The following is a 25,852-nucleotide window of genomic DNA, read 5'->3' as shown; positions in this document are numbered from 1 at the left end:
AAACATCCAAGAGGACACCACCAAGTCCACACCGGCGGTCACGATTACACGGTATAACAACTGATGCTTCAGTCCAATATCCACCAGCAGTTCTGGCGCTACTCGATCCCCTCGGTCGTCGCCATGGTCGTCAACGGGATTTATCTAATCGTAGACGGCATGTTTATTGGTCAGGTACTGGGGGCCTCTGGTTTAGCCGCTATTAATCTCGTTTGGCCGCTCATTTTTGTGGTTAGTGGATTTGGCTTAATGGTGGGCGTAGGAGCAGGGAGTTTAATATCGATCGCCTGCGGTCAAGGCGAACAACGACGCGCTCAACAGTTACTCAGCCATGCCCTGCTGATGCTGCTATTGCTTGCCGCTGTCATATGCAGCGTATTAGCGGTGCTGGGGATCAGCCCTATTACCCTGCAAGGGGCGGAGGCAGAAATTACACGGATGGGCGAGCACTACCTTAGCATTATGGGCCAAGGCTCGTTAATTGTACTAGGCAGTACAGCCTTACCCATTTTGATACGCAACGATCATTCGCCAAATTTGGCTACCTTACTGATGATACTTGGCGCCTTAACGAACATCCTGTTGGATTATCTGTTGATTGTTTGCTTTGATTGGGGGCTCGCGGGAGCCGCCTATGCCACGCTTGGCGCACAGGCGTTGGTAATCACATTGGCTCTCGCCTATTTTCTGTCGGATCTTAGTGAACTGCACTTCCAATGGCGCGGATTTGTATTACAGCCTCGTGAACTGGTACGTATTACCAACCTTGGCTTCAGTAGTTTCTTAACCGCGCTATATACTGCCTTTATTACCGTAGTTCATAATTGGCTATTTCTACGTTATGGCACAGTCACCGAGACTGGTGCCTATGCCATTGTGCTTTACCTCAGTGTCATCTATTACTTTATCGCTGAAGGTTTTGCCAATGGCATGCAGCCGCTGCTCTCCTACAACTATGGTGCACAACGCTATCACAACATGCTCAAAATCATGCAGCTCGGCTTTAGCATTATCATTGGTTCTGGTTTACTCGCGGTGTTGTTGATGAATCTATTTAGCGAATTGAGTGTCGGGATTTTCAACCAGGATGACCCCGCGCTACGCCAAGCCACCGTGGCTGGGATCCGCCTACATTTGTGGGCCATGCCTCTCGACGGCCTAATTTTCACCTCCGCCATGGTTTATCAAGCCATCAATAAAGCAAATCGCGCCAACCTGATCTCATTAGCCAACATGGTGATCCAACTCCCCTTCATGCTATTGCTTCCCACAAGCTTTGGGGTGACGGGGATTTGGTTAATCATGCCGCTTTCCACGGCGCTATTAAGCCTACCGATCGCTTATGGCTTATACCAATTATTAGTCCGGCTCAAGCAGGCAGCCTCATCAGCCTTGCTTCAATGATATCAGCCAAGCAAATCGGCTAAGGCAGAGCTTGGCCTCGCGAAGTTACAAACAGTTGATACCATTGTTCACGACTCAGCTGAACCTTAGTCGCATCGGCACAAGCGCGGATCCGACCCACATGGGTACTGCCAATCACAGGCTGAATCGCTGCCGGATGGCGCATTAACCAAGCAAGAACCATGGCCTCGGGCGAGCAACCATATTGTTCGGCATACTGGCGCACTAAAGCTGCCGTATCGCGCTGCGCCTGACTGGCTTGCGAAAGATCGGCGCCACTAAATAAACCGCGACATAAACTGCCCCAGGCCTGCACTTGCAGCTTGTTGATAGCGCAATATTCTATGGTGCCAGCAGTAAAACTATGGCCTCTGACCTGCTCATCATTCACTGCCACACTATGATTCAGCCAATCTAACTTCGTTAAACTCAGCTCCAGCTGATTTGCCACCAGAGGAAAGCCTAGCGCAGCTTGCAGGTAAGCGATTTGTGCACCGCTCATATTCGATACCGCAAACTGCCGCACCTTACCGCTCTCTTTAAGCTGCTGCAGAGTCGCGGCCACTTCATCCATTTCCGCCAGAGGGTCGGGGCGGTGTAGCATCAACACGTCGATATATTCAGTTTGTAGGCGCTTGAGCGATGCTTCGACGCTCTGTCGAATATAATCCGCTGACCAATCGTAACGCCCACACCATTGCTCATCGGCAAAACGGATCGCACATTTGGTTTGCAAAATAATCTGTTGGCGCAACTGCGAACGCTCAGCCAGAACCTGACCAAATACTTGCTCGGCCTTACCCAGAGTGTAAATGTCGGCATGATCGAAATAGTTAATGCCAATTTCTAAGGCGGCATCAACGGCCGCATGCGCCTGCGCCAGATGTTCAGGGCCATAAGGCGTAGCATCCCAGCTGCCGCCAAGACCCATACAACCGTAAACTAATTGACTCGCCTGAGGGAAGAATTGATGAATTGCTAATGCTGCCATAACCAAATCCTAATGGGTAATAATTGGCCTCATTATAGCGATAGTTGTTGTATTTGAAGACTAAGATTTGATTTTTGTGTCAGCCATGAATTCGCGGCGAGTGCCGAGAAAGTCAGCGCTGCAAGCGGCTAAGCTGCAGCGCTCAAGCGCTCACTATAATAAATCGCGTAAGCGATAGTAGGTCATCGCCATTACCAGCGCAGGAGTGCGCAGTAAACGACCACCAGGGAAAGGCATATGCGGGATCTTATCGAAGATATCAAAACGTTCCGAAGTTGCCATAATCGACTCCGCCATCAGTTTGCCAGCCAAGCCAGTGGCCGCAATACCATGTCCAGAGAAACCCTGAGCAAAATACACATTTGGCGCAAGCTTGCCAAAGTGCGGTGCACGGTTGATGGTAATGCCGACATTACCGCCCCAAGCAAATTCCACTGGCTCATTAGCCAACTGCGGAAATACCCAGTCCATGCGTTGTTTCATGGTTTTCGCTAAATCTCGTGGCTGCACTCCGGAATAACTCACTCGGCCACCAAATAACATCCGGTGGTCAGCCGAACAGCGATAATAGTCGAGCACGAAATTAATATCACACACCGCCATATTATTTTTAATCAAGCTACGAATGCGTTCCTCGCCAAGCGGTTTAGTGGCACAAATATAAGTACCCACTGGCATCACTCTACTTTCCAGCTTGCTATTCAGACCTTCCATGTAAGCGTTGCAGGCAAGCACCACATGAGAACAAGTCACTTTCCCCTGAGCGGTACTTAAAGTCACTTTAGTCCCGTGTTCAATCTTAGTGACTTTACTTGCCTCGTAAACTGATACACCCGCTAATTCGGCAGCTTTGACCAAACCAAGAGTATAATTGAGCGGATGTAAGTGACCACTATTAGGATCGAATAAAGCCCCCAAGTAGCGCGGACTCGCCAGTTGCTCTTTAAGCTGATCCTGCTCCCAATATTGCAAGCCCTGGTAACCATAATCATCTCTGAGCTGGGCCTGCCAAGCTTTCAGCTCTTTCACATGGCGAGGCTTAATCGCGACATGGCTTTGCCCATCTTGCCAGTCACAATCAATGTTATACTTGGCAATGTTTTGTTTAGTCACGGCAAGCGATTCGACCGACAGATCCCACATCTTCTTGGCATCGTCTTTACCCATCATTTTTTCCAAGGTGGATTGCTCGGCGGCCCATCCAAAAATCGCCTGCCCTCCACTGCGTCCAGAGGCGCCCCAAGCGACGCGCTCGCCCTCAAGTAAGATCACCTTATAACCTTTCTCGGCTAACTCTAGGGCCGTAGTCGCGCCGGTGATACCGGCACCGACAACGCAAATATCGGCCTGATGATCACCCGCTAATTGCGGATAATCGAGTTGCAAATTTGCACTCGCCGCATAATACGAATTAGCATGTTGCTGTTTCATTTACTCACCTTTGATGTCATTACGAAAGCGTTGCTATCCTTGCCTCAGCTTGAATCTGGAATTTATACCATTTGCTGATACCATTGCTGCTCCAACGGCGTCACCTGTGCCTCAAAACGTTGCCATTCATTGAGTTTATTGGCGTGGTAAACGTGGCTAAAATCTTCTCCCAGCAAGTCCCAGAGAGTCGACTGATAAAATACTTGTAAGGCCTGCTCCCAAGACGTGGGTAATTCGCAGGCGTCTACATAGGTCGCATCACCGGTAACTGCCGCAGGACAAACCAATTGCTGTTCAATGCCGTGCTGAATACCCGCAAATAATGCGGCCACCACAATGTACGGATTACAATCTGCGCCAGAAACCCGATGTTCAATCCGAGTGTTGGCTTTGGTTCCCGAGGGGATGCGTAGCGCCACGGTTCGGTTATCCCAGCCCCAAGTCGCCTTTAATGGAACAAACATGTCGGGTTGAAAGCGACGATAAGAATTTGCATTAGGGGCCAGCAAGGCAATCGCCTGTGGCATGGTTTCTAATAGCCCGGCCAAAGCCTGCTCCAGCAAAACCTGGTCTTCTGCAAAGCGGTTATTCCCTGCGTCGTCCAACATACTGATATGCACATGGCAACCATTGCCCGAATGCTCAGCGTAGGGTTTTGCCATGAAGGTTGCCACATAACCATGCTCTTTGGCCACCGCCTTAATGGCACGCTTTAAGAGGATCGCTTGATCACAAGCCAGCAAAGGATCAGTCTGATGCTGTAAAGTGACTTCAAATTGACCGGGAGCATATTCGGCGATGACGTTATCACTCGGGATATTTTGGGTATGACAGTAGGCTTGAATATCTTTGATAAACGCAGCGAATTCGTCTAATTCATCCAATGAGTATACTTGAGTTTGCTCCATCCGTTGTTGAGACAACGGTAACAGAGGGGGTAGCGGCTGTTCGGTATCGGCTTGCGCGTCGAGTAGATAGAATTCCCATTCGATAGCAACACAGGGATAGCATTGTTGCTGATGTAATCCTGCTAAGGTTTTACTTAATAGCTGACGAGGATCTGCAAAAAATGGACGACCATCCACCTCATACATCGTCAATAAGGCCTGTGCTGAACTTTCCTTCCAGGGGACCAAACTTAAACTATGCGGCAACAACTGGCATATTCGATCACCATCTCCCTGCATAAACCCCAAACCAGTTTCTTCAACCGTTTCCCCACAAATATCCAAGGCAAAAACCGAAGCGGGTAAACACATACCTTCGTTGGCAATCTTCAGCAATGAAGCAGGTTCAATACGCTTACCACGGATCACCCCATTCATATCTGAAAGCATCAAATCGATACTTTCTAAACGAGGGTGAGCGTCAAGAAATTTTTGTACTTGTTCAACCCGCGTAATTCGCTGCGTTTGCGGTTGGTGTTTCAACATAATTAACAGTCCCCTGATAAAAGCATCCCTTATATCTTTTAAATTTACACCACAGTGTTAATTATAATGCAAACTTTTTTGCTGGATCGGCAATAAAAACCGATAAATTTAGTTTTTATTTAACACTAGGTTGACATTCATCCCATTTCATGACAAATCTTATTAGCACGGAGCAAAAATCCAACAGCAAGTGTTTTTGCCACGTTTTACTAAACAGACGATGACAGGTGATTATGGATAAGGTCAGGAAGTGGTTTGCAGAAAACCGGATAACCGAGGTTGAGTGTCTAATTCCCGATATTACGGGGAATGCGAGAGGGAAAATTATCCCCGCAAATAAATACCTGAAAGAAGGAGGGATGCGACTACCAGAGTCGATCTTTTACCAAACGGTTACCGGGGACTGGCCTGACGACGATGTAGAATTGTTTGATTGGACCGAAAAAGACATGAGCTTAGAGCCGGACTGCGATAGCCTGCGTTTTGTTCCTTGGGCTAAAGAGCCAACCGCTCAGTTAATTCATGATTGCTACAAAAGCAACGGCGAATTAGTTGATATGGCACCTCGTTCGGTTCTCAAAAAAGTGCTAGCCCTCTATGAAAAAGAAGGTTGGAAGCCAATTGTAGCGCCCGAACTAGAATTTTTCTTAGTCAAAAAGAATCTCGATTGGGATTATCCTCTCGAACCACCAATCGGTCGTAATGGCCGTCCTGAAACAGCTCGCCAATCCTTTAGCATCGATGCCGTAAACGAATTTGACCCCTTATTCGAAGATATGTATGACTATTGCGAAGCACAAGGGATCGAAGTGGACACCTTGGTACACGAGTCTGGTGCCGCACAAATGGAAATCAATTTCGATCACGGCGAACCCGTTTTGGCCTGTGACCAAGTATTTTTATTTAAACGCACCATGCGCGAAGCCGCATTGCAACACGATACCTATGCCACCTTCATGGCGAAGCCAATGGAAGAAGAACCTGGCAGTGCGATGCATATCCACCAAAGTTTGGAAGATATGGATGGCAATAACTTATTTGCCAACAGCGATGGTAGCAACAGCGATTTATTTTTAAGTTATATCGCAGGTTTACAACAGTTCACCCCTGCCAGCATTGCCTTCTATGCGCCCAACGTAAACAGTTATCGCCGACTCATGTTTGGCGATTCAGCACCGATCAACCTGCAGTGGGGAATTGACAACCGCACCGTGGGCTTGCGAGTGCCACTCTCCGGAGCGCGTAATCGCCGAGTCGAAAACCGCTTTGCAGGGGCCGATGCCAACCCTTATTTAGCCATGGCCTTAACTTTGGCTTGTGGTTATATCGGCATGAAGAAAAAACTCAAACCTTCGGCGCAAGAAGTCGGTGACGTCAGTGAAGATCGCTACACTCTGCCAGGGAATTTAGAAGCTGCCTTGGTCGAACTGGAACAATGTGATGAACTGAAAGAAATTTTGGGTGAGCGTTTTATTGGCTGTTATGTCGCGGTAAAACGCAAAGAATATCAAACATTTTTCAAAGTTATTAGTTCTTGGGAACGAGAGTTTTTATTACTCAACGTCTAAGCCATTCATTCAATCAGCCACAGGAGGCCAAATGAACACAGCAACTTTGACAATCCAGCAACAAGACAGCGCGCATTGCTTGCACCCTTTTACTAATTTTAAAGAGCTAAATGCCAAAGGCGCAAAGGTGATTGAGCGTGGTGACGGAATTTATGTATACGACAGTGAAGGGAATAAACTGCTCGATGCGATGGCTGGCTTGTGGTGTGTGAATTTGGGCTACGGTCGCCAAGAACTGGTCGATGCCGCCGCCAAACAAATGCAGCAACTTCCTTATTACAATCTATTTTTTCAAACCACTCATAAACCAGCGGTCGAATTAGCAACGGTATTGGCCGAACTCACCCCGGAAGGGCTAAATCACGCTTTTTTCACAGGCTCTGGCTCTGAGTGTAACGACACGGTAGTGCGAATGGTTCGTCATTACTGGGCGAGTAAAGGTCAACCCGAAAAGCTAGAAATTATTAGCCGTAATAATGCTTACCACGGTAGTACCATGGCTGGTGCCAGCCTTGGTGGGATGAACTTTATGCATGCGCAAGGCGGTCTGCCGCTACCGAATATTTGCCACATCGACCAACCTTATTGGTTTACCGAAGGCCAAGGCCAAGACCCAGAGCAGTTTGGCCTAGAGCGAGCGCGTCAGTTAGAGCAAAAGATCCTCGAATTAGGTGAAGACAAAGTCGCCGCCTTTATTGCCGAACCAATCCAAGGTGCGGGGGGGGTGATTATTCCTCCCGACAGCTATTGGCCCGAGATTCAACGGATCTGCGATCAATACGATATCTTATTGATCGTTGACGAAGTGATATGTGGCTTTGGTCGCACCGGTGAATGGTTTGCCAGTCAAACCTTTAATATTAAACCGGATTTGATGTGTATGGCGAAAGGGATTACCTCCGGCTATCTACCGCTAGGTGCGGTGATGGTGTCTGATGACGTTGCCCAGATACTAACCGAAGCTGACCAAGAGTTTGCCCATGGTTTCACCTACTCCGGCCATCCCGCCGCCTGTGCGGTCGCACTGGAAAATATTCGCATCCTGCAACAGGAGAACATTATTCAGACGGTACGTGAAGAAACCGCGCCCTATCTAGCCAAACGTTGGCAGGAATTAGCTGAGCACCCAATTGTTGGAGAAGCCCGCAGTAAGGGCCTAGTAGGCGCCTTAGAATTAGTCGCCGACAAAACCACCAAGCAACGCTTTGCTAAACACTTAAATGCAGGCACAGTATGTAGAGACTTTTGTATAAACAATGGTTTAATCATGCGTGCTTGCGGCGAAACGATGATCATTTCGCCGCCACTCATAATAACAAAATCACAAATAGATCAGTTAATCACACTGGCGAAACAAAGTTTGGATGACACTCTACGAGCATTGAGTTAATCCGGGAAGCAGTACGAGAATCACCTCAAGGAATTGGAGAACAATGATGAACAAAGCAACAGTGAAGCTAACGCTTGCTTCGATTTTAGCTGCCACCGCCATAAACGTGCAGGCCGCAGAAGATAAAGTCCTGAATGTGTACAACTGGTCTGACTATATTGCCGAAGATACCATCGCTAATTTTGAGGCCGAAACTGGCATTAAAGTAGTCTACGATGTATTTGACTCAAACGAAGTATTAGAGGCAAAAATACTATCTGGTTCAACCGGCTTTGATATTGTGGTTCCCTCTTCAGACTTTCTCGCCCGCCAAGCACAGGCTGGTGCGTTTATGAAATTGGATAAAAGCAAGCTCAGTAACTACAGCAACCTCGATCCGAAGATTATGAGCATGTTGAGTGACACTTCTGACCCAGGAAACCTCTATGCCGTCCCTTACCTTTGGGGAACCACTGGTATTGGTTATAACGTCGATAAAGTAAAACAGGTATTAGGTGATGACGCCCCAGTGAACAGCTGGGACTTAGTCTTTAAACCAGAGTATATGGAGAAGCTGTCACAATGTGGCGTGGCTTTCCTCAATGCGCCCACCGAAATTTATGGTGCAGCCTTGCATTATCTCGGTAAAGATCCAAATTCGACCGACATTAAAGAGTACAAAGAGAATTCGGAAGCCTATAAGCTACTGAAATCAATACGTCCTTATGTGACTTATTTCCACTCTTCGCAATTCATCAACGATTTAGCCAATGGTGATATTTGTGTGGCCATCGGTTGGTCGGGTGATATCTTGCAAGCCTCGGATCGCGCAGCAGAAGCGGACAACGGCATCAATGTAAAATATGAGATCCCCAAAGAAGGTACCTTGGCTTGGTTTGACCTAATGGCGATTCCAGCCGATGCACCGCACAAAGAGAACGCCTACGCCTTCATTAACTATCTATTACGGCCTAAGGTGATTGCAGAGGTCTCTAACTTTGTTTGGTACGCTAATCCAACCCCTGCATCGAAAGAATTTGTTGATCCAGAAATAACTTCACATCCAGGGATCTATCCAAGCGATGAGACTTTAGCTAAGCTCTACGGTTCGAAAGTTATGCCACCGAAAGTGTCTCGAACTCTGACTCGTTCTTGGACTAAATTTCTACAAAACTAAGTAATACGCTTGCCACCGTTGGGTGGCAAGCGCGCTTTTATATCTTAATGGAGGATCCGCAATGGCGGCGGTACCAGATATTTCTGTAGAGCCGGTGAAAGATGCACCGGCGCCACAACCCTTATTACATATTGAAAACATCAGTAGAAACTATGATGGCGCGATTGCCGTCGATAACGTAAGTCTAACCATTAATAAAGGTGAAATTTTCGCGCTACTCGGTGCTTCAGGCTGTGGTAAATCAACGCTACTTCGGATGTTAGCCGGCTTTGAACAGCCGAATGCAGGCAAGATTATTCTTGATGGCCAGGAATTAATTAACGTGCCGCCGCATCAACGCCCTGTCAACATGATGTTTCAGTCCTATGCCTTATTTCCGCACATGAGCGTAGAACAGAATATTGCCTTTGGTCTCAAACAAGACAAGCTCTCGAAAACTGAAATCAGAGACACTGTCGTCAACATGCTAGAACTGGTGCATATGACGGCTTACGCCAAACGTAAACCCCATCAACTTTCCGGCGGTCAGCGACAACGGGTGGCGCTCGCCCGCAGTCTGGCGAAACGCCCCAAGCTGTTATTACTCGACGAACCGATGGGTGCGCTAGATAAAAAACTACGTGGCCAAATGCAACTTGAAGTAGTTGATATTCTTGAAAAAGTAGGCGCAACCTGTGTGATGGTGACTCACGACCAAGAAGAAGCCATGACCATGGCCAGTCGCGTCGCCATTATGAACCGCGGACAATTTATTCAGGTCGGTGAACCGGAAGAAATTTACGAGTATCCAAATTCTCGTTTCAGCGCCGAATTTATTGGTTCGGTAAACATCTTTGAAGGCGTAGTCAGCAATAACGAAAATGATAGTGCGGTGATCGATTGTCCCGACTTAGGTTTCCCAATTCATCTCAACCATGGGGTATCGGCAGCGCCCGGCGTGCCTTTCATGATTGCGGTTCGTCCCGAGAAAATAAGTATTTTTAAGACTCTCAAAGGGCGCAGCAACAATCTTTGTCAGGGTAAGGTCGAAGACATCGCCTATCTCGGCAACCAATCCATATATTATGTGCGTCTTGCTAGCGGTAAACGAGTGACCGCCGCGATGCCAAATAGCAGTCGCCATCGTAACAATATGCCCACTTGGAATGACCCAGTGTATCTATGTTGGCAGGCAGACAGCTGCGTGGTACTGAAAATATGAGTACTTTAGCCACCTCCAAAACCAGACAACGTATCGCTCGATTGATTCCCAAAGGTCGCTGCATGGTCTTGGCCGTGCCTTATTTTTGGTTATTCCTATTTTTCTTACTGCCATTTTTCATCGTCTTTAAAATTAGTTTTTCCGAGGCGATGATCGCGATCCCACCTTATAGCCAACTGGTGACGATGGTCGATGAGCAGGTCCAAATATTGCTCAATGTCGGTAACTATTTCTATTTAGTCAATGATGGCCTTTATTTAAGCTCCTATCTGCAATCTGTAAAAATTGCAGGCATTTCCACCCTGCTGTGTTTGATCATTGGTTTTCCGATGGCGTGGGCGATTGTTCACTCCAATCCAGCGAATCGCAATATCTTGTTAATGTTGATTATTTTACCTTCATGGACCAGCTTTCTGATCCGAGTTTATGCTTGGATCGGGATTTTAAAAAACAATGGTTTCCTGAATAATATTCTGCTGTACACCGGTATAATCGATGAACCCTTACGCATATTGCACACCGATACCGCGGTCTACATCGGTATTGTCTATACCTATCTTCCGTTTATGATTTTGCCACTTTATACCGCATTAATGCGAGTCGACTACTCGCTCATCGAAGCCGCCAGAGACTTAGGTGCCTCGACCGCCACGGTATTATTTAAAGTCCTATTACCATTGACCAAGTCGGGCATTGTTGCCGGCTCAATGTTAGTGTTCATCCCTGCAGTTGGTGAATTTGTGATCCCAGAATTACTCGGTGGGCCAGATTCGATCTTGATCGGCAAAATTTTATGGCAAGAGTTCTTTAACAATCGAGATTGGCCAGTCGCTTCGGCAGTTGCATCGGTGATGCTACTGTTGCTAATGGTGCCAATATTATTCTTTTATCGTTATCAGAAACGTGAAATGGAGGCCGGCTAATGAACGCGATTCCGGTTTACAAAAGCAAGTGGAAATGGGCCATTTTAAGTGTTGGTTTAGCCTTTCTCTACCTGCCAATTCTTAGCCTAATCATTTACTCATTTAACGCCAACCGCTTGGTTACGGTCTGGAGTGGCTTTTCCACCAAGTGGTACGGCGCACTCTTCCAAGATGACTTGCTAATGCATGGCATCAGTCTAAGTTTAACCATTGGCGTGTTATCCGCGAGCGCAGCAGTGGTGCTTGGTACCATGGCCGCTTTTGCGATGACCCGTTTCGGTAACTTTAAAGGTGAAACCAGCTTCGCATTTATGATTACCGCCCCCTTAGTAATGCCCGAGGTGATTACTGGTTTAAGTTTGTTATTGCTGTTCATTGCTTTGAGTCAGGTATTCGACCTATTTAGTCACCGTGGCATGCTCACCATTTGGATTGCTCACGTCACCTTCTGTACTGCCTATGTGTCGGTGGTGGTAAGCTCTCGGCTACGGGAGCTCGATCAAAGCATCGAAGAAGCTGCCATGGATTTAGGCGCAACGCCGTTGAAAGTATTCTTTTTGATTACTCTGCCAACGATTTTTCCAGCGATTGTGGCTGGTTGGTTACTCGCCTTCACCTTGTCGCTCGACGACTTAGTTATTGCCAGCTTTGTGTCGGGCCCGAGTGCAACCACCTTACCGATGGTGGTGTTTTCTAGTGTAAGATTAGGGGTAAGTCCCAAAATTAATGCACTTGCTACCCTGATTATTGGTGTAGTATCTGTCGCTACTCTTATTGCCTGGTGGATTATGGCCAGAGCCGAGAAACGTCGTTTGCTCGACTTGAGAGCGAGCAACAGTGCTTAATCGGTACCAACCAAGGAACAAGCTATAATGGATGTTGGAAAACGATTGAAAAGCATCCGCTTAATGCGTGGGATTTCCCAGCGGGAATTAGCCAAATTAAGCGGTGTCACCAACAGCATGATTTCACAAATTGAGCAAAACCAAGTGAATCCTTCAGTGGGTTCGCTAAAAAAAATCCTCGACGCTATTCCGATTTCAATGGGTGAATTCTTTACCTTAGAAATGGAAAGCGAAGATAAGATTTTTTATAGTGCTGAAGAACTCACGGATCTGGGGGATGGGAAAGTTAAAATGCTACTGGTCGGGAGCAAACACACTGGCCGACAACTAGCGATTTTACGCGAGATCTATCCAGCAGGTGCAGATACTGGCACCGAGTTTATTCAACACGAAGGGGAAGAAGGTGGCATTATTATCCGTGGTGAAATCGAAATCACCGTGGGTAGCAAATCTAAGGTTCTCAAAGCTGGTGACTCCTACTATTTTGAAACCCGCAAACCACATCGTTTTCGCAATAAAAGCAAAGAGGTGTGTGAACTGATTAGTGCCGCCACCCCACCCACTTTTTAACCCGAAGCCCTCTCATAACAAAGCCGCTATATAGCGGCTTTGTTATTTGTGAAAAGCCCTTCTCATGCGGGCTAAATCGAAGCAATCACAGCCTAATCCAAATCAAGACTAATGGGCAATAGTTGGTTCACCCACGGAAGGGATCTTACGTTTTCCCTTGGCGATCATAGAAAATACCACGGGTACAAAAAAGAATGACAACATGGTAGTCAGTACCGTGCCGCCAGCAATCGCAACCGCGAAGGGTGGCCAAAAGCCTCCCCCTTCTAAAATCAAAGGAAGAAAGCCACCAACCGTTGTAATGGTGGTCGAGCTAATATGTCGAGTACAACTGAGAACCCCGAAACAAATTGCTTCAGCATCGCCATCACAGGCCTTAGCATCCGATTTCAGTTCCGCCACAATCACAATAGCAGCATTAATCGCCAAACCGATCAGTCCTAATAAACCAATAATAACCGTAAAGCCAAAAGGATAACCGCCCAAGAACACACTTAACAGCCCCAAACCTGCGGCTTGAATCGCTGTCACCATAATCAAAAAACTCAACCTGAAAGAGTTAAATGACAAAACCACCACCGTCACCAACAACACCGCGATAATACCTACACTTGCGAGCAAGTTATTAACCGCTTCGTTACGCTCAGCACCTTCCCCACCAAACTCTAAGCTATAACCAACGGGCAATAAGACCTGCTCCTGCGCTAACCTCGCCTTAAATGCTTCTAATACTTCCTCGGGCAGTACATCGGTGCGTAAATAACCTTCTACCACATTCACCCGCCGTCCGTCGCGTCGAGGCACTTCACCCCGAGTTGGGCGAATTTCCAGCTCAGCTAGGGAAGCTAAAGGGATATTGCCAGCCATCTCACTAGTTAAAGTAATATCGCCTAGATTTTCTAATTCTTTACGCTGCTCATCGGCTAAACGAATTCTTACCGGTAAGGACTCACTGCCCTCCAAAACACTGCCATTAATTAGTCCTTGCAAGCTAGCTTGTAGCTGACTGGCTATTTGGGTTAAGGTCATGCCACTTAAACGCGAGGCTTCTTCATCGACTTTAAGCCATACCTTAGGTGTTCCGGCCAGCAACGTTGCACGAGTATGAGTCACGTTTGGCACCTCGGAGAGGATCCGCCGATAGTGATCACCCAATTCTTTAAGTTGGTCTAAATTGGGACCAAATACACGCAATTCAATCGGAGCATTAAAAGGAGGCCCCTGTTCTAACTTGCGTACCAAAATTTGCGCTTGTGGGTACTGTGCATCAAACTCTTCTTGTAAGAGCGGGATCAAACGATTGGCCGCACGAAAATCATCGGTTTTAATCATTGCTTGGGCATAGTTTTTTGCCCCTAATTGACGCGGCATTAAGTTGTAGTAAAACGACGGTGCATTATTCCCCACAAACCAACTCACAGATTTGATCCCGTCCTTGGCATACATATGTTCAGTTAACTGCTCGGTTAAATGCTCGGTGGCATAAATGCTGGACTGTGGTGCCATGTACACCTCTATCTGAAACATATCGCGATCAGACGGTGGGAAGAATTGCTCAGTCAAACCGCCAGCGCTGTAAAAGCCATAAATAGGCAAGGCTGAAACCAGTAATAAAGTCAATTTAGGAAAACGCAAACAGCCATGTAAAAGGGCCTGAAAGGCTCTACTTAACCAAGCAAACTGAACCCCTTTATTATACCAATGGTCAGCACTTTGATGAGAAGGTAGAAAATGTCCGGAAAAGCTGGCCACTAAAGTGTGAGAAATAAAATAAGAGCCAATTAGTGAGAAGATCACGCTTAAGGCAATGCCACTCACAAATTCTCCGGCGGGTCCCGGCATTAATACGATGGGCAAAAAGGCCAAAATGGTGGTTAAGGTGGAACCAAGTAAAGGCAGCCAAAGATGGTTAAGCGATTCTTTTACCGCCTGTAAACCCGATTTACCTTGCTGGCGCTTTTGCGCAACGGTATCGGCCATAACAATGGCATTATCAACCATGATCCCCAGAGCAACCACCAAACCGGTTACTGACATTTGATGAATTGGCAAGCCGTAGAATTTCATGCACGCAAGGGTAAACATCACCGTGAGCGGTAAAGATAAACCAACAATAAGGGCCGAACGCCAACCGAGGGTAAGTAAAAGAACCACCACAATAATAGCAAAACCGATCAATACATTAATCACCAACTCCCCTAAACGAGTCGAGGTATAGCCATCTTGCTCAAAAATAACCTCGGCGCTTACATTGCTTGGTAGTATCTGCTGAAATTCCTCCAAGGCCAGATTGACTCGAGAGCTCCACCGATCCACCCGATATTCAGACAACATCCGAACACCGATCACCACCGCATCTTGGCGTTCCACCACAGCAATTTGCTCCGGCGGGGATTTCAGCTGTCGACTCACCTCCGCCAAATCGCCTAAGTGATAAACAAAGCCATTCGCGCTCGCGCCGACAGGGATGCTGCGGATCCGCTCTAAAGAATCGAGCTCACCTTCCAGCTCAAGTTGCATCAGGGTATTGTTATTGGTCAATTCACCAGCCGACACTTTCGCATCAGCGGCAGCAATCATTTGCGACACTTGCTCGGTACTCAGTCCGATAGCGCTAGCTTGATAGGGGTCTATTTCGACCAGAATTTCTTCTTCACCATTCCCCTGCACATCGACAAAATCGGTCCCCGCAATATTACGCAAACGGTTCTGTAATTCTTTCGCATAACGCCCCAATATTGCTAAATCAGATTCACTTTTCCCCTGCCAGCGCAGTGCAATTAAAGTGGTAAAAGCATAGCCTCGGTCTTCATCCACCAGCGGAGTCGAACTACCAAGCGGTAACTGTGGTGCCAATTCACTAACCAAATCACGAACCCGCGCCCATACAGGTACAACTTCCATCACTTGGTCTTTCAATTCCACCTGTAGCACCGAGAAACCAGGTCGAGAAGAAGATTGCACTAGTTTTATTTCTGGCAATTTTCTAATTTTATTTTCGATGAGTTCGGTCACTAAGGCTTCCACTCGCTCTGCCGAAGCCCCCGGGTACTGGGTAATAATACTAGCAAAACGACTAGTAATTTTAGGATCTTCGCTGCGCGGTAAAGTGCTAATCGCACCAATCCCCGAAACCACAATCAACGCAATCAGCAGCGCAATTAAACGTCCGTTGTTATAAATGGCGGCAATCATGATTATTTAGCCTCATCAACAAATGAGCTGGGTAGAACTCGTTGCCCCGGGACATAGCGATGCATCCCGGTCGCTACAATCGACTCTCCGGGTTGTAAGGCGCCAGTCACAAAAGCTTGCTCTTGGGTCGCATAGTGAACGCTTACATCGCGCCGCTCTAATACAAATTCACCATTACTTTGCTCAACAATCGCATACACATTCCATAAGCCACGGATACCATCAACAATCGCACTGACCGGCACCCAATAGCCCGGCTGTTCAACGCTTTCAACCACATGCAAATAAGCTAATTGCCCACTCACCAAGCGATCATCTTCAGGGAGCGCAAAACGCAATTGAACGGTGCGGGAAACTGGATCAACTTGTCCACCAGAAGCCACTAACTCCACTGAATAATCATGTTTAGCCACAGTGACAGAACTAGGTTTAGCCAAATCTACTTGCGCTAATAAGCGCACCGGTACACCAACGATCACTTCATTGCCGCCCAGCTGTAACACCGTTAAAACTGGCTGAGAAGCGCCCACCACCGCGCCCTCGGACACGGTTCGACTATCAACGATGCCAGTATAGGGGGCGATTAAAGTAGATTTTTCAATGCGAGTTCGGTTGGCTTTAATTGAAGCATCAATTCTTGCCTTATTGGCTTTGAGCGATTTTTGTTGTGCAACCAATTCATCAACACTCTGAGCGGAGGCGTAACCATCACTTTTGAGCGACTTCACTCGTTTTAAATTGGCTTTGACTAAGGCGGCATCGGCGGCGACTTGTTGTAATTGAGCCTGTAAATCGATGAACTCAATCTCTAGTAATTCAGTATCGAGCTGCATCAAGATAGCACCTTGCTCAACCCGATCCCCTTCATCGACAAAGATTTTCGAAATTTTACCCGCGAGCTCAAACCCGAGGTCTGCACGCTGCTTGGCGATCACCTGCCCCACAAAGCGCCGCTCAATCGCATAATGCTCAACTCGCTGCGGGGGAAACGACTTCACCGGTGCGACATGTTGTTCATCTTGGGGGAGGGATTCACTACCCTGCGCATATGCAGGCAAGGTCACGGCACTTGTCACAGCCAACAAGGCTAGCCAAGGTAGAATTGAAAAATTTAATGAAAATAACGACCTAAGCATAGTAACGTTCCGTGTGACTAAAGTGATAAATACATTACTCAGTGTAGAAAGACTGTGGTTCACTGTCTAGAGTCGGTTTGTTGATTCTAGCGGCAAACCGCTCCTCTACCGAGTAATCGCTCGCTATAATAAGTGATAAATCATAACAAAGCTGTAAGTAACATAGCCAAAGGGCACCCCGCCTTGGAACAATCCAATATAAACACTTGTAGTTCACCTAGCGCTCATAGAAAATTACCAGCAAATAATATATTCCTTTAAGGAAAGCCATGAGTACCCTCGCAGACCACCCCGACTATTCCTTATATTCCAATGCCAGCACGTTTCTGCGCCAAGCTTTGGATCATAAACCAGCTCAGAGTAATGCCGATGTGGTGGTCACTGGTCTGCCCTTCGATTTAGCCACCACGGGTCGCCCCGGCGCCAGGCTTGGTCCCGATGCAGTGCGTCGCGCCTCGGTCAACTTGGCTTGGGAAGAAACCCGTTGGCCGTGGCATTTTAAATTATTCGAACAATTAACAATGATCGATGCTGGTGACCTCGTATTTGATTGCGGTGAACAGCAACAGTTTACCCAGCGCTTAGAAAGTTATGCCAAGCAGCTACTCGAAGCAGGAAAAACCATGTTAAGTCTGGGCGGCGGACCCTACCGCTATTACGAGCCCACGCCAAACACCACGGTAAACTCGCCTTACTGCATTTTGACGCACACACCGATACCTATAGCCAGGGCAGTCACTACGACCATGGCACTATGTTCTATCATGCACCGAAGGAAGGGCTCATTGACCCAGAGCATTCCTTACAATTAGGTATTCGTACCGATTACGAACGGGATAATCATCCCTTCATGGTGATTGATGCCGATCAAGCTAATAACTTAAGTCTTGAGCTAATGATTCAACAAATTCGCCAACGAGTGGCCAACCACCCCGTCTACATCAGTTTCGACATCGACTGTCTTGACCCGGCTTACGCCCCCGGCACTGGTACCCCAGTCTGCGGCGGTTTAAGCAGTAATCGGATCTTGCAAATACTAAGGGGCTTGCAAGGCATCAATCTGGTTGGAATGGATGTGGTGGAAGTTGCGCCCGCCTACGATCAAAGTGATGTAACCGCACTTGCTGCAGCCACTATCGGCCTAGAGCTATTGCATCTATGGGCCGTGAGACCCCGCTAAAGATTTACCCAAACACATTCAAGGTGCAAATCTACGCCTTTATTAATGAAGCTTTCCTGCCAACTCATTCATATGAATTGGGAAATCACCTAGGTGACAGACCCAATAAACAAAAAATCTGTAGTGAATGAGTCCACCATTTATAGCAAGCACATCGTAAGCCGCAAGGCCAAAATTCCCCTTGTTTATTGGCTGCTATCTCGAGTTTCGCCTCTTGGCGACCTCATTAAGCTTTAACGACCAAAGCTTGACCAAGCAAAAAGAAAGCTCGCCCCGCATTATCTTTACCCTTCCTAGCTCAGCGCCAAGCGCGCCTGCGCAACTCCGCGATAATGAAACTAGGGGGGCAAGCGAAAGCTGACATACCCATACCCCATTGTGTTACGACAAGTCTCAGCAATCTCCCGAAAAACCAGCTTATAATTGGAATGGGTTGACCAACATCCTGATGGTCGAGCACTACCGCACGGCCATGGGGAAAAAGCAGAGCTGGAGTATCGTTATTACATCAGTTCAGCAGTGGTGACGCCAGAACAAGCTAGCAATGCTATCAGAGTCCACAGGGGCATTGAGTCCATTCACTGGGTGTTAGATGTGACAATGCGAGAGGATACGTGCCAGATTTACCGATTTACCGAGAGAATGCTACGGAAAACTGGGCGATATTAAGACACAAGGCGCTAAACATGCTCAAAGCTGAATCTTAAGCATTCATGCGAAGGCCCTGGCCACTACAATGTATAATGAAAACAAACTAACCGCAGATCGCTGGTTAATTTATCGCCAGTTAGAATGGGGGTACTGTTTCTTATTTATATCTTTAAGCTAAACGGCCTCATATTTTCAGTTAAAAGCTGATTCTATAATAAAGCCCCTCATGTCAATATAGCTTCCCCAAACCTTGGTCTTTACACCAACAGCATAATAGTCTCTGATGTCATGCTTAGTTTCGACTAATAATTTCCAATCTTTACCGTTATAAGCAATGCCAGAGAAAAACCCTTCAAAAGACAAAATGGATTCACCGACCATACTATCCGTCGAACTTCCCAATGTAAAACACCGCTCATCAAAATCATCAACAGGAGTATCAACACACTTAGGTATAATCCAATCATAAGTGAATTCTTTATTAATTAAATCAACCTTGCTTATATTAAACGCAGCATAGTAGGTTTTATCATCCATCACATCTTTTCTTTTAAGCGCGATCCACTCACCACTTTCAAATTCTAGTCCAACATCCGAAACAGGGAAAAAAAACAAAGATAAAATGAAACTTAATAATACACAAAGTACTAGTAATATTTTAAAACGCACTACAGCCTCCTCCCCCACAAACACCATATTGACAGACTCTAAATGTTCAGGAACTTCACGAGAATATTTGTTTTCCATAGTTGAACCTATATAAGTCCCCCCTACGTAATGTTCAGTCTCGTCAAATTCTGTAATAACTTTATATCTCCACGTATACTTTTTACGGAAACCAATAAAGTCAGGTAGACCAACGGCAACACCAGGGCGGGAGCATACTTTGATGGATTTATAACCCAAAGAAGACTCGTGCCCGATAATCGTCGCTCCATCCCGCTTTCTTCAACTTCACTTTGTGACTTGGCGCTCCACAATCGCATTGTTTGAGCATGTTCATCACAAAACGTCTAAATAGAGCTATGTTTTCCACCGCTCCGTCTAAAGTAATGCGAGAGTTATCCTCTTTAAAAACAACATCTAATACGTAATGCTGGCTGTTTTCAATTCGCCAATGCTGACGAATATAGTGGCCTAACAATTTGTGATTCGGTGACATTGAGCTTATGTAATACGAGGTATCTACAGTGCCTTTCCCATTTATCACGCGGTGGCGTTCCACTGCTATGATGCTTCTTACCGTTGGCCATTTCTTTGCTAACTCTTCGGGCAACTTGGCCTTTAGTTGAAAGACGTATCGCTCTTCGCTACGACCATGGTGTTTTTCTTTAATTTCAGTGACGACCTTCTCTTTACCAGCATCAAAGACGGCTTGAAACTGCTCAACAACAGCCGCTCTCAACTTTGGTTGGTTGTTTTTTACTTGAACGACAACATGAGCCTTCTTTTCTGCGATTTTCTCTAGTGTATCGCGCTGACAATGTAGAGCATCAACGGTGACAACACAGCCTTTTACGTTAATAACATCAAGCATTTGGCGCACAACGCTAATCTCGCCGTTCTTGTTCGCTGTCGGTTTCTGACTCAGAACGAGACCACGTTCAGTATCATAGGCTGTAACCAATTGTAATGCTGTTTTCTTGTTATTTCGGTACGAACCACGCAGTACTTTTCCGTCAAATGCGATGATGGCTCTGTTTTGATTCGTTCGCTGCTCGTTAATCCACAGAGCTAATGCCTCAAGCAAAGACTCCGCGACAACAGAACGCAAAATGCGTGCAATCGTGTGTCGTCTTGGGATCCCGTGTTCAAATGGTCTATATTTCCTCAGCCAGCCCAACTTCTCTTCTCCATAATATTCAATGTCTTGCCAGCCTTCACATCCTGATGCGATAGCACTGATAACAAGGAAAATCACGTCAATAAGGTCATGCTTTTGATTGATGTCAGATCGAGTATCCTCGACGACTGATAAATGTTCAATTATGTTCAAAATAACTATGTAGCTTAGGGTTTAGAGGTATTAGATCATATCTGTTAACAAAGTGCGATCCCGCCCTGACGGCAACACTAAGGTCTGGAAGTTTAGGGATTTTGAAAACAAGTGTTAAAGTAAAATTAACCACATTAACAATAAGGGATGGTTTCCAATCCGTATATTCATAATGGTACAACTTCGGTTTGGTTCTGTCAGAATTGTATTTTGTAAATTTTCGATGTTTTGTTTTCGAGTAAATAGCAAGAGACCTGCTACTATTCCCTCTTGGCGGCAAGCTAAGAACTTGCGTGACGTTGAGTGTGTTTAATTCATGTTCCGTGAACTCGCCATCACTACAGCTCCCCTGAATTGTTTCTGGACCGCTAATGGTCTCTCTCGTTGAATATGGCCCTTCAGGGTCACCATGTGAACCCGTATTAACAAAAATAATAAAAGTGGTCAGCGTTACTTTAAATCGCTACCCTAGCGATCAAACTATCTTATCTTCCGGCGCTCGCTTAAAAAACCACTCAAAACGACTGGCAAGGCTGCGTAGCAGTTACTTGCTGCCTTATTCGATGACAAATTGCCACAATAACCCACGATTTTCGCCGCAAACAAAACACATCAACATCAACATCAACATCAACATCAACATCAAACAAAATTTAACCACAAAACATAAATAGAAGTAACAAACTATACTTAAAGCGGTTGTTAGAGAGGTGCCTAACATGAGTGATTGCTGCTTATTGCCCAAAGGAACAGATCTGATCCGTGCGGTGAAGTACATCGGAGAACACCATTGCCATGATTATCGTTCGCTAAACGAGGTGGCTTTTCGTTTCGACTTGAATCCGCTCGACCAGCAGTTCATTTTAGATCATTTTATTGAAACGCCCGACTCTCTCGAGTCGGGCAACTCAGGCTCATTAGAACTTAAGTCAGATCAATCCAAGTAGATTTAAGTTCGGTATATTTTTCAAGCGCGTGCAATGACTTGTCACGTCCATTGCCGGATTGTTTAAAACCACCAAAGGGCATGGTCATATCCCCGCCGTCCCAGTTATTCACAAATACCGTTCCGGCTCGTAAAGCGCGAGAGGTACGCACTGCAGTATTCAGATCGGCGGTCCATACTGCAGCAGCCAAGCCAAAATCGGTATCATTGGCCAGTGCAATGCCCTGCTCCAAATCATCAAATACTTGCACCACCAGCACTGGACCAAATATTTCCTGCTTCACAATATCTAAGTCAGCCGCTACATCATCAAAAATAGTGGGCTGCACATAATAACCACCAGTTTCTTGCAGCGCCTGCTCGCCACCACATAACAATTTAGCACCTTGAGCTTTCGCGCCTTCAATAAACGCTAATACCCGTTGCATCTGGGTTTGATCAACCATTGCGCCCATACTGGTGTTTGGATCCAGCGGATGACCCGGTTGCCATTGCTCAACTAAAGGCAGCATTTTCTCAATCAACTGTTGGTGAATGCTGCGATGAACCAGCAAGCGCGAAGCAGCGGTACAGACTTCACCTTGGTTATAGAATATCGATCCCACCGCAGTTTCGGCTACCTTGTCCAAGTCTGCCGCATCGGCACACACCAGATTAGGGCTTTTGCCACCACATTCCATGAAGGCCCGCTTCAAATTCGATTGTCCTGAGAACTCCACCAGTTTTTTACCCACGCCGGTAGAGCCAGTAAAGGTGATGCAATCCACATCCATATGCAAGGCCAGCGCTTGTCCTGCAGTATGACCATAACCGGGCAATACATTAAAGACGCCATCGGGGATCCCAGCTTGCTGAGCTAATTTTGCCAAAAATAATGCACTCAATGGTGATTTTTCAGAAGGCTTCAAGATCACCGAATTGCCCGTAGCCAATGCCGGTCCAAGCTTCCATGAGGCCATCACCAAAGGGAAGTTCCACGGCACAATCGCGGCAACCACACCCAAAGCTTCACGGGTGACCAGGGCCAAAGCGTCTGAGGTGACGGGGGCCACTTCATCATAAATCTTATCAATAGCCTCAGCATTCCAAGCGATACAGCGGGCGGTTGCCGTGGCATCGTAAGATAAAGCATCGCCAATTGGCTTACCCATATCTAAGCTTTCTAACAATGCTAACTGCTGCTGATGTTGTTCAATTAATTGAGCAAAGGTTTGCATCACTTGCTTGCGCTCGGATGGGGCCTTACCCGACCAAGAACCACTGCTAAAAGCCTTTCGAGCGGCGCTCACCGCCAGTTCCACATCGGCGGCATCACATTCGGCCACCTCAGCTAAGGGCTGACCATTGGCCGGATTAATGCTCGTAAACGTTTTTCCTGATTGCGCGTCGACAAACTTTCCGTTGATAAATGCTTGTGTTGGAAAATCTAATTCGAGTGCCTGTTTCTGCCAATACTGCAAATCATACTGAGCCATGTTCCCTCCGGGCTAAATCATCATTCGTTGTTTAATAATTAACAAAACTACACAAATATTGCATATTATTCCAGACTTGATACGATTTATTTAACAGCGAACTTTTAAATTTAAATTAACCATTGGACTGGTAACATGCATATAGCCATTATTAATTGCGACAAAGTTGACTCCAATTTAGCCAAGCACTACGGTGAATATTCTGATATGTTTATTGCCCACCTCGGTGCCCAAGACGCCAGTTTAACTTTTGAAGTATTCAATGCCTTAGAGCAACAGCTGCCCTCTTTGACTGATTTCGACGGCTATCTGATTACCGGGAGCCGTCATAATGCCTATGACCAAGACCTTTGGATCAACGCGTTAATTCGCTGGGTGCAAGAGTGTGAGCAAGTACAGGCGCCCTTAGCTGGTATCTGTTTCGGTCACCAACTGATCGCGCGCGCTTTGGGTGGCGAAGTCGCTAAGTCAGACAAAGGCTGGGGCTTAGGCGTTGCGAATAATCAACTCATCAAGGCTCCGTCTTGGGCTGAACAACAAACGGCTCCAGAACGACTACATATCTTAGTCAGCCATCAAGACCAAGTGCTGCAACTTCCCGAACATGCCGAACGCTTAGCCAGCAGTGATTTTTGCCCTAACTTTATGTTTCAGATTGGGCAGCATATATTGGCAATTCAAGGTCATCCAGAGTTTGAATATGGCTACGCTGAGGCGCTGATCGACAAACGACAGCAGTTATTGTCTCCCGAAGCCTTTAGCTGCGCCAAGCAGAGCCTACAGCAAGCGCTTGATGCCGATTTAGTGTTTAATTGGATATTACAAATGTATCGCCATGCTAAGTGCTAGCGCAAATAGTCGTAAAATTTATGCGACAACACTCGACATAAGCCAGCTAGCCACGTTAAATAGCACTTAATAAATGGATAGTTAAGTCACAAGGAATAAGATGCTGCGGCTTTTATGGATCTGGCCAATCTTGGCAAGCACAGTGTTATTCGGCTGTAGCCTTAAGGCATCGCCACCTCAGCAGGCTCCTCAGGTGGCCAACAGTCACTGGAGTAGCCATTATCGGCAAGGAACCTTTGCCGATCATCATTTTGAACAAGCGCTCCCGGCACCGCTACAAAACTTGCTCAAAGAAGCCTTTCAGAATAATCCCAATTTACAGCAAAGCGGCTATGCCCTCGATCAACAGCTCTACCAGATCCAAATTCAACAAGCTCAGCAATGGCCCAATATTGAAGCTTTTATTTCAGGACAACGCAGTGGTACTGATGCAGCCAGCAATGCTCAATTTAAACTGGGACTTAACTTCAATTGGGAAATCGATTGGTTAGCAAAGCTCGATGCGCGCCAACAAGCCGCTATTCTGGATGCTAAGGTCAGCTTTGAGCAATGGCAACAGGCACAAATTAGTTTAGCAGCGACCACCGCAAAGCAGTGGTACAGCCTTATTGAAGCACAAATGCAACTCGCCTTGGTGAATCAACGTTACGAAAACCTTGGTGCTAACTTGCAAATCATTCAAGAAAACTACCAAAGCGGCCTCAACAGTGCGCTCGACGTCTACCTCGCCCGTGCCGACTTAAGTGCAGCTCAAGTACAGCAAAATAACCGCCAACAACAATTACTCAAAGCCCAGCGCCAACTGGAATTACTACTCGGTCGCTACCCAAGTGGCAGCATCAAAGTGCAAGGCGAACTGGCCGAAGCACTACCAGCGATGCCTGCAGGTTTACCCTCCGAACTGTTACTACGTCGTCATGATTTGAAAGCTGCGCAGTATCAATTGGCTGCCGCCGATCTGCGCGTTTATGCGGCTTATCGAGATCGCTTCCCCAGCCTAAAACTCACCGCCAGCGGCGGGAGTCAAAGCCCACAATTGCAGCAATTAGTGAATGGCGAGTCACTTATTTGGTCGCTGTTTGCAGGCCTGACAGCCCCCATTTTTGATGCTGGCCAACGGAAAAATATACAACTGCAACAATATGCCAAGGCGCAAGCTTTGAATCAGTCTTACTTAGAGAAAATATTGAATAGTTTTGCCGAAGTGGAAAACAGCCTCAGCTTGGAACCAAGTCTCTATCAAAGTGCTCAATTGCTGGCTGCCGCAGCGGAGGATTCGATGCAAGCCGAGACGTTAGCCTTCGAAGGTTATCTGGCAGGCCTCAATGAATACGTGACGGTACTGGAATCGCAGCGGCGTGCCTTCGACGCCCGTAGCAGCGCAATTAGTGCACTCAATTCGCAGTTACAAAATCGTATTGAACTCTACCTCGCCTTAGGCGGCGACCTCAATCATTCACAAACCCGCCGCCAGACCTTTTCCTCAGACGACTTACGTTAACCAGGAGTACT

19 protein-coding genes and 2 pseudogenes are annotated in these 25,852 nt (G+C 46.7%); 13 read left to right on the top strand and 8 right to left on the bottom strand.

Translation table 11 applies throughout. From position 1 onward, the window contains the following. The first annotated feature begins 63 nt into the window (after nt 1-63). Complete coding sequence (locus ACRRSY_RS01615) at nt 64-1,404, top strand: MATE family efflux transporter (RefSeq protein WP_432464249.1); 1,341 nt, start codon at nt 64-66, stop codon at nt 1,402-1,404. 19 nt (nt 1,405-1,423) lie between these two features. Here ACRRSY_RS01615 and ACRRSY_RS01610 read toward each other — a convergent pair whose 3' ends face one another. The 3 genes from ACRRSY_RS01610 to ACRRSY_RS01600 form a co-directional block, all read right to left on the bottom strand. Then, on the bottom strand, nt 1,424-2,395 hold the full coding sequence (locus tag ACRRSY_RS01610; protein ID WP_432460691.1) for an aldo/keto reductase: 972 nt from the start codon (nt 2,393-2,395) through the stop codon (nt 1,424-1,426). A gap of 153 nt (nt 2,396-2,548) precedes the next feature. Beyond that, nucleotides 2,549-3,826, bottom strand: a complete 1,278-nt coding sequence (locus tag ACRRSY_RS01605) for an NAD(P)/FAD-dependent oxidoreductase (protein WP_432464248.1) — start codon at nt 3,824-3,826, stop codon at nt 2,549-2,551. A gap of 62 nt (nt 3,827-3,888) precedes the next feature. Further along, the gene (locus ACRRSY_RS01600; protein WP_432464247.1) at nt 3,889-5,259 is read right to left on the bottom strand and encodes a glutamine synthetase family protein; all 1,371 of its coding nucleotides are present in this window, start codon (nt 5,257-5,259) and stop codon (nt 3,889-3,891) included. A 233-nt stretch (nt 5,260-5,492) separates the two neighbouring features. Between ACRRSY_RS01600 and ACRRSY_RS01595 the strand changes: the two genes are divergently transcribed. From ACRRSY_RS01595 to ACRRSY_RS01565, 7 genes are all read left to right on the top strand, one after another. Then, complete coding sequence (locus ACRRSY_RS01595) at nt 5,493-6,827, top strand: glutamine synthetase family protein (protein ID WP_432460688.1); 1,335 nt, start codon at nt 5,493-5,495, stop codon at nt 6,825-6,827. A gap of 31 nt (nt 6,828-6,858) precedes the next feature. After that, on the top strand, nt 6,859-8,217 hold the full coding sequence (locus tag ACRRSY_RS01590; protein ID WP_432464246.1) for an aspartate aminotransferase family protein: 1,359 nt from the start codon (nt 6,859-6,861) through the stop codon (nt 8,215-8,217). 43 nt (nt 8,218-8,260) lie between these two features. After that, nucleotides 8,261-9,373, top strand: coding sequence for an extracellular solute-binding protein (locus tag ACRRSY_RS01585; RefSeq protein WP_432464245.1), 1,113 nt, complete (start codon nt 8,261-8,263; stop codon nt 9,371-9,373). Between the two features lie 61 nt (nt 9,374-9,434). Beyond that, nucleotides 9,435-10,574 carry a putrescine ABC transporter ATP-binding subunit PotG gene (potG, locus tag ACRRSY_RS01580; protein ID WP_432454951.1) on the top strand — a complete coding sequence of 380 codons (1,140 nt, stop codon included), beginning with the start codon at nt 9,435-9,437 and terminating at the stop codon, nt 10,572-10,574. Next, a complete protein-coding gene (gene potH, locus ACRRSY_RS01575) occupies nt 10,571-11,497 on the top strand; it encodes a putrescine ABC transporter permease PotH (RefSeq protein ID WP_432454952.1) in 927 nt (308 codons plus the stop codon). The genes potG and potH overlap by 4 nt, the downstream gene beginning before the upstream one ends. Continuing rightward, entirely contained in the window at nt 11,497-12,342 is an 846-nt protein-coding gene (locus tag ACRRSY_RS01570; RefSeq protein ID WP_432454953.1) for an ABC transporter permease subunit, read from the top strand. The genes potH and ACRRSY_RS01570 overlap by 1 nt, the downstream gene beginning before the upstream one ends. Before the next feature lie 27 nt (nt 12,343-12,369). Then, entirely contained in the window at nt 12,370-12,912 is a 543-nt protein-coding gene (locus ACRRSY_RS01565) for a cupin domain-containing protein (RefSeq protein ID WP_432454954.1), read from the top strand. 108 nt (nt 12,913-13,020) lie between these two features. Here the strand turns inward: ACRRSY_RS01565 and ACRRSY_RS01560 are convergent, their stop codons facing one another. Together ACRRSY_RS01560 and ACRRSY_RS01555 are read right to left on the bottom strand one after the other, a co-directional pair. After that, the gene (locus tag ACRRSY_RS01560) at nt 13,021-16,107 is read right to left on the bottom strand and encodes an efflux RND transporter permease subunit (protein WP_432460685.1); all 3,087 of its coding nucleotides are present in this window, start codon (nt 16,105-16,107) and stop codon (nt 13,021-13,023) included. A 2-nt stretch (nt 16,108-16,109) separates the two neighbouring features. Then, nucleotides 16,110-17,243, bottom strand: a complete 1,134-nt coding sequence (locus tag ACRRSY_RS01555; RefSeq protein ID WP_432460684.1) for an efflux RND transporter periplasmic adaptor subunit — start codon at nt 17,241-17,243, stop codon at nt 16,110-16,112. Nucleotides 17,244-17,512: 269 nt separating this feature from the next. Between ACRRSY_RS01555 and speB the strand changes: the two are divergent. Both speB and ACRRSY_RS01545 read left to right on the top strand, forming a co-directional pair. Then, nucleotides 17,513-18,423, top strand: a pseudogene (gene speB, locus ACRRSY_RS01550) (agmatinase). Between the two features lie 424 nt (nt 18,424-18,847). Further along, nucleotides 18,848-19,127 (top strand): annotated as a pseudogene (locus ACRRSY_RS01545) (ISAs1 family transposase); the annotation flags it as partial. Nucleotides 19,128-19,266: 139 nt separating this feature from the next. Here ACRRSY_RS01545 and ACRRSY_RS01540 read toward each other — a convergent pair. Together ACRRSY_RS01540 and ACRRSY_RS01535 are read right to left on the bottom strand one after the other, a co-directional pair. Continuing rightward, entirely contained in the window at nt 19,267-19,980 is a 714-nt protein-coding gene (locus ACRRSY_RS01540; RefSeq protein ID WP_432464244.1) for a hypothetical protein, read from the bottom strand. Then, nucleotides 19,970-21,070 (bottom strand): ISAs1 family transposase, encoded by a 1,101-nt coding sequence (locus ACRRSY_RS01535; RefSeq protein ID WP_432463064.1) that lies wholly within the window; start codon nt 21,068-21,070, stop codon nt 19,970-19,972. The genes ACRRSY_RS01540 and ACRRSY_RS01535 overlap by 11 nt, the downstream gene beginning before the upstream one ends. Before the next feature lie 719 nt (nt 21,071-21,789). Between ACRRSY_RS01535 and ACRRSY_RS01530 the strand changes: the two genes are divergently transcribed. After that, complete coding sequence (locus ACRRSY_RS01530; protein ID WP_432454963.1) at nt 21,790-22,017, top strand: hypothetical protein; 228 nt, start codon at nt 21,790-21,792, stop codon at nt 22,015-22,017. Here ACRRSY_RS01530 and ACRRSY_RS01525 read toward each other — a convergent pair. Beyond that, complete coding sequence (locus ACRRSY_RS01525; protein ID WP_432454964.1) at nt 21,995-23,491, bottom strand: aldehyde dehydrogenase; 1,497 nt, start codon at nt 23,489-23,491, stop codon at nt 21,995-21,997. The two genes, ACRRSY_RS01530 and ACRRSY_RS01525, sit on opposite strands and share 23 nt — an antisense overlap. Before the next feature lie 135 nt (nt 23,492-23,626). On the opposite strand from ACRRSY_RS01525, the gene ACRRSY_RS01520 reads away from it, so the two are divergent. Then, nucleotides 23,627-24,340 carry a glutamine amidotransferase-related protein gene (locus ACRRSY_RS01520; protein WP_432464243.1) on the top strand — a complete coding sequence of 238 codons (714 nt, stop codon included), beginning with the start codon at nt 23,627-23,629 and terminating at the stop codon, nt 24,338-24,340. A gap of 100 nt (nt 24,341-24,440) precedes the next feature. Then, a complete protein-coding gene (locus ACRRSY_RS01515; protein ID WP_432464242.1) occupies nt 24,441-25,841 on the top strand; it encodes a TolC family protein in 1,401 nt (466 codons plus the stop codon). The last annotated feature ends 11 nt before the right edge of the window (nt 25,842-25,852 follow it).

Source organism: Agarivorans sp. QJM3NY_33 (assembly GCF_050870865.2).
GTDB lineage: Bacteria > Pseudomonadota > Gammaproteobacteria > Enterobacterales > Celerinatantimonadaceae > Agarivorans.
Note: the sequence above shows the minus strand (reverse complement) of the source record. Positions and strands in the feature narration are given on the sequence as shown.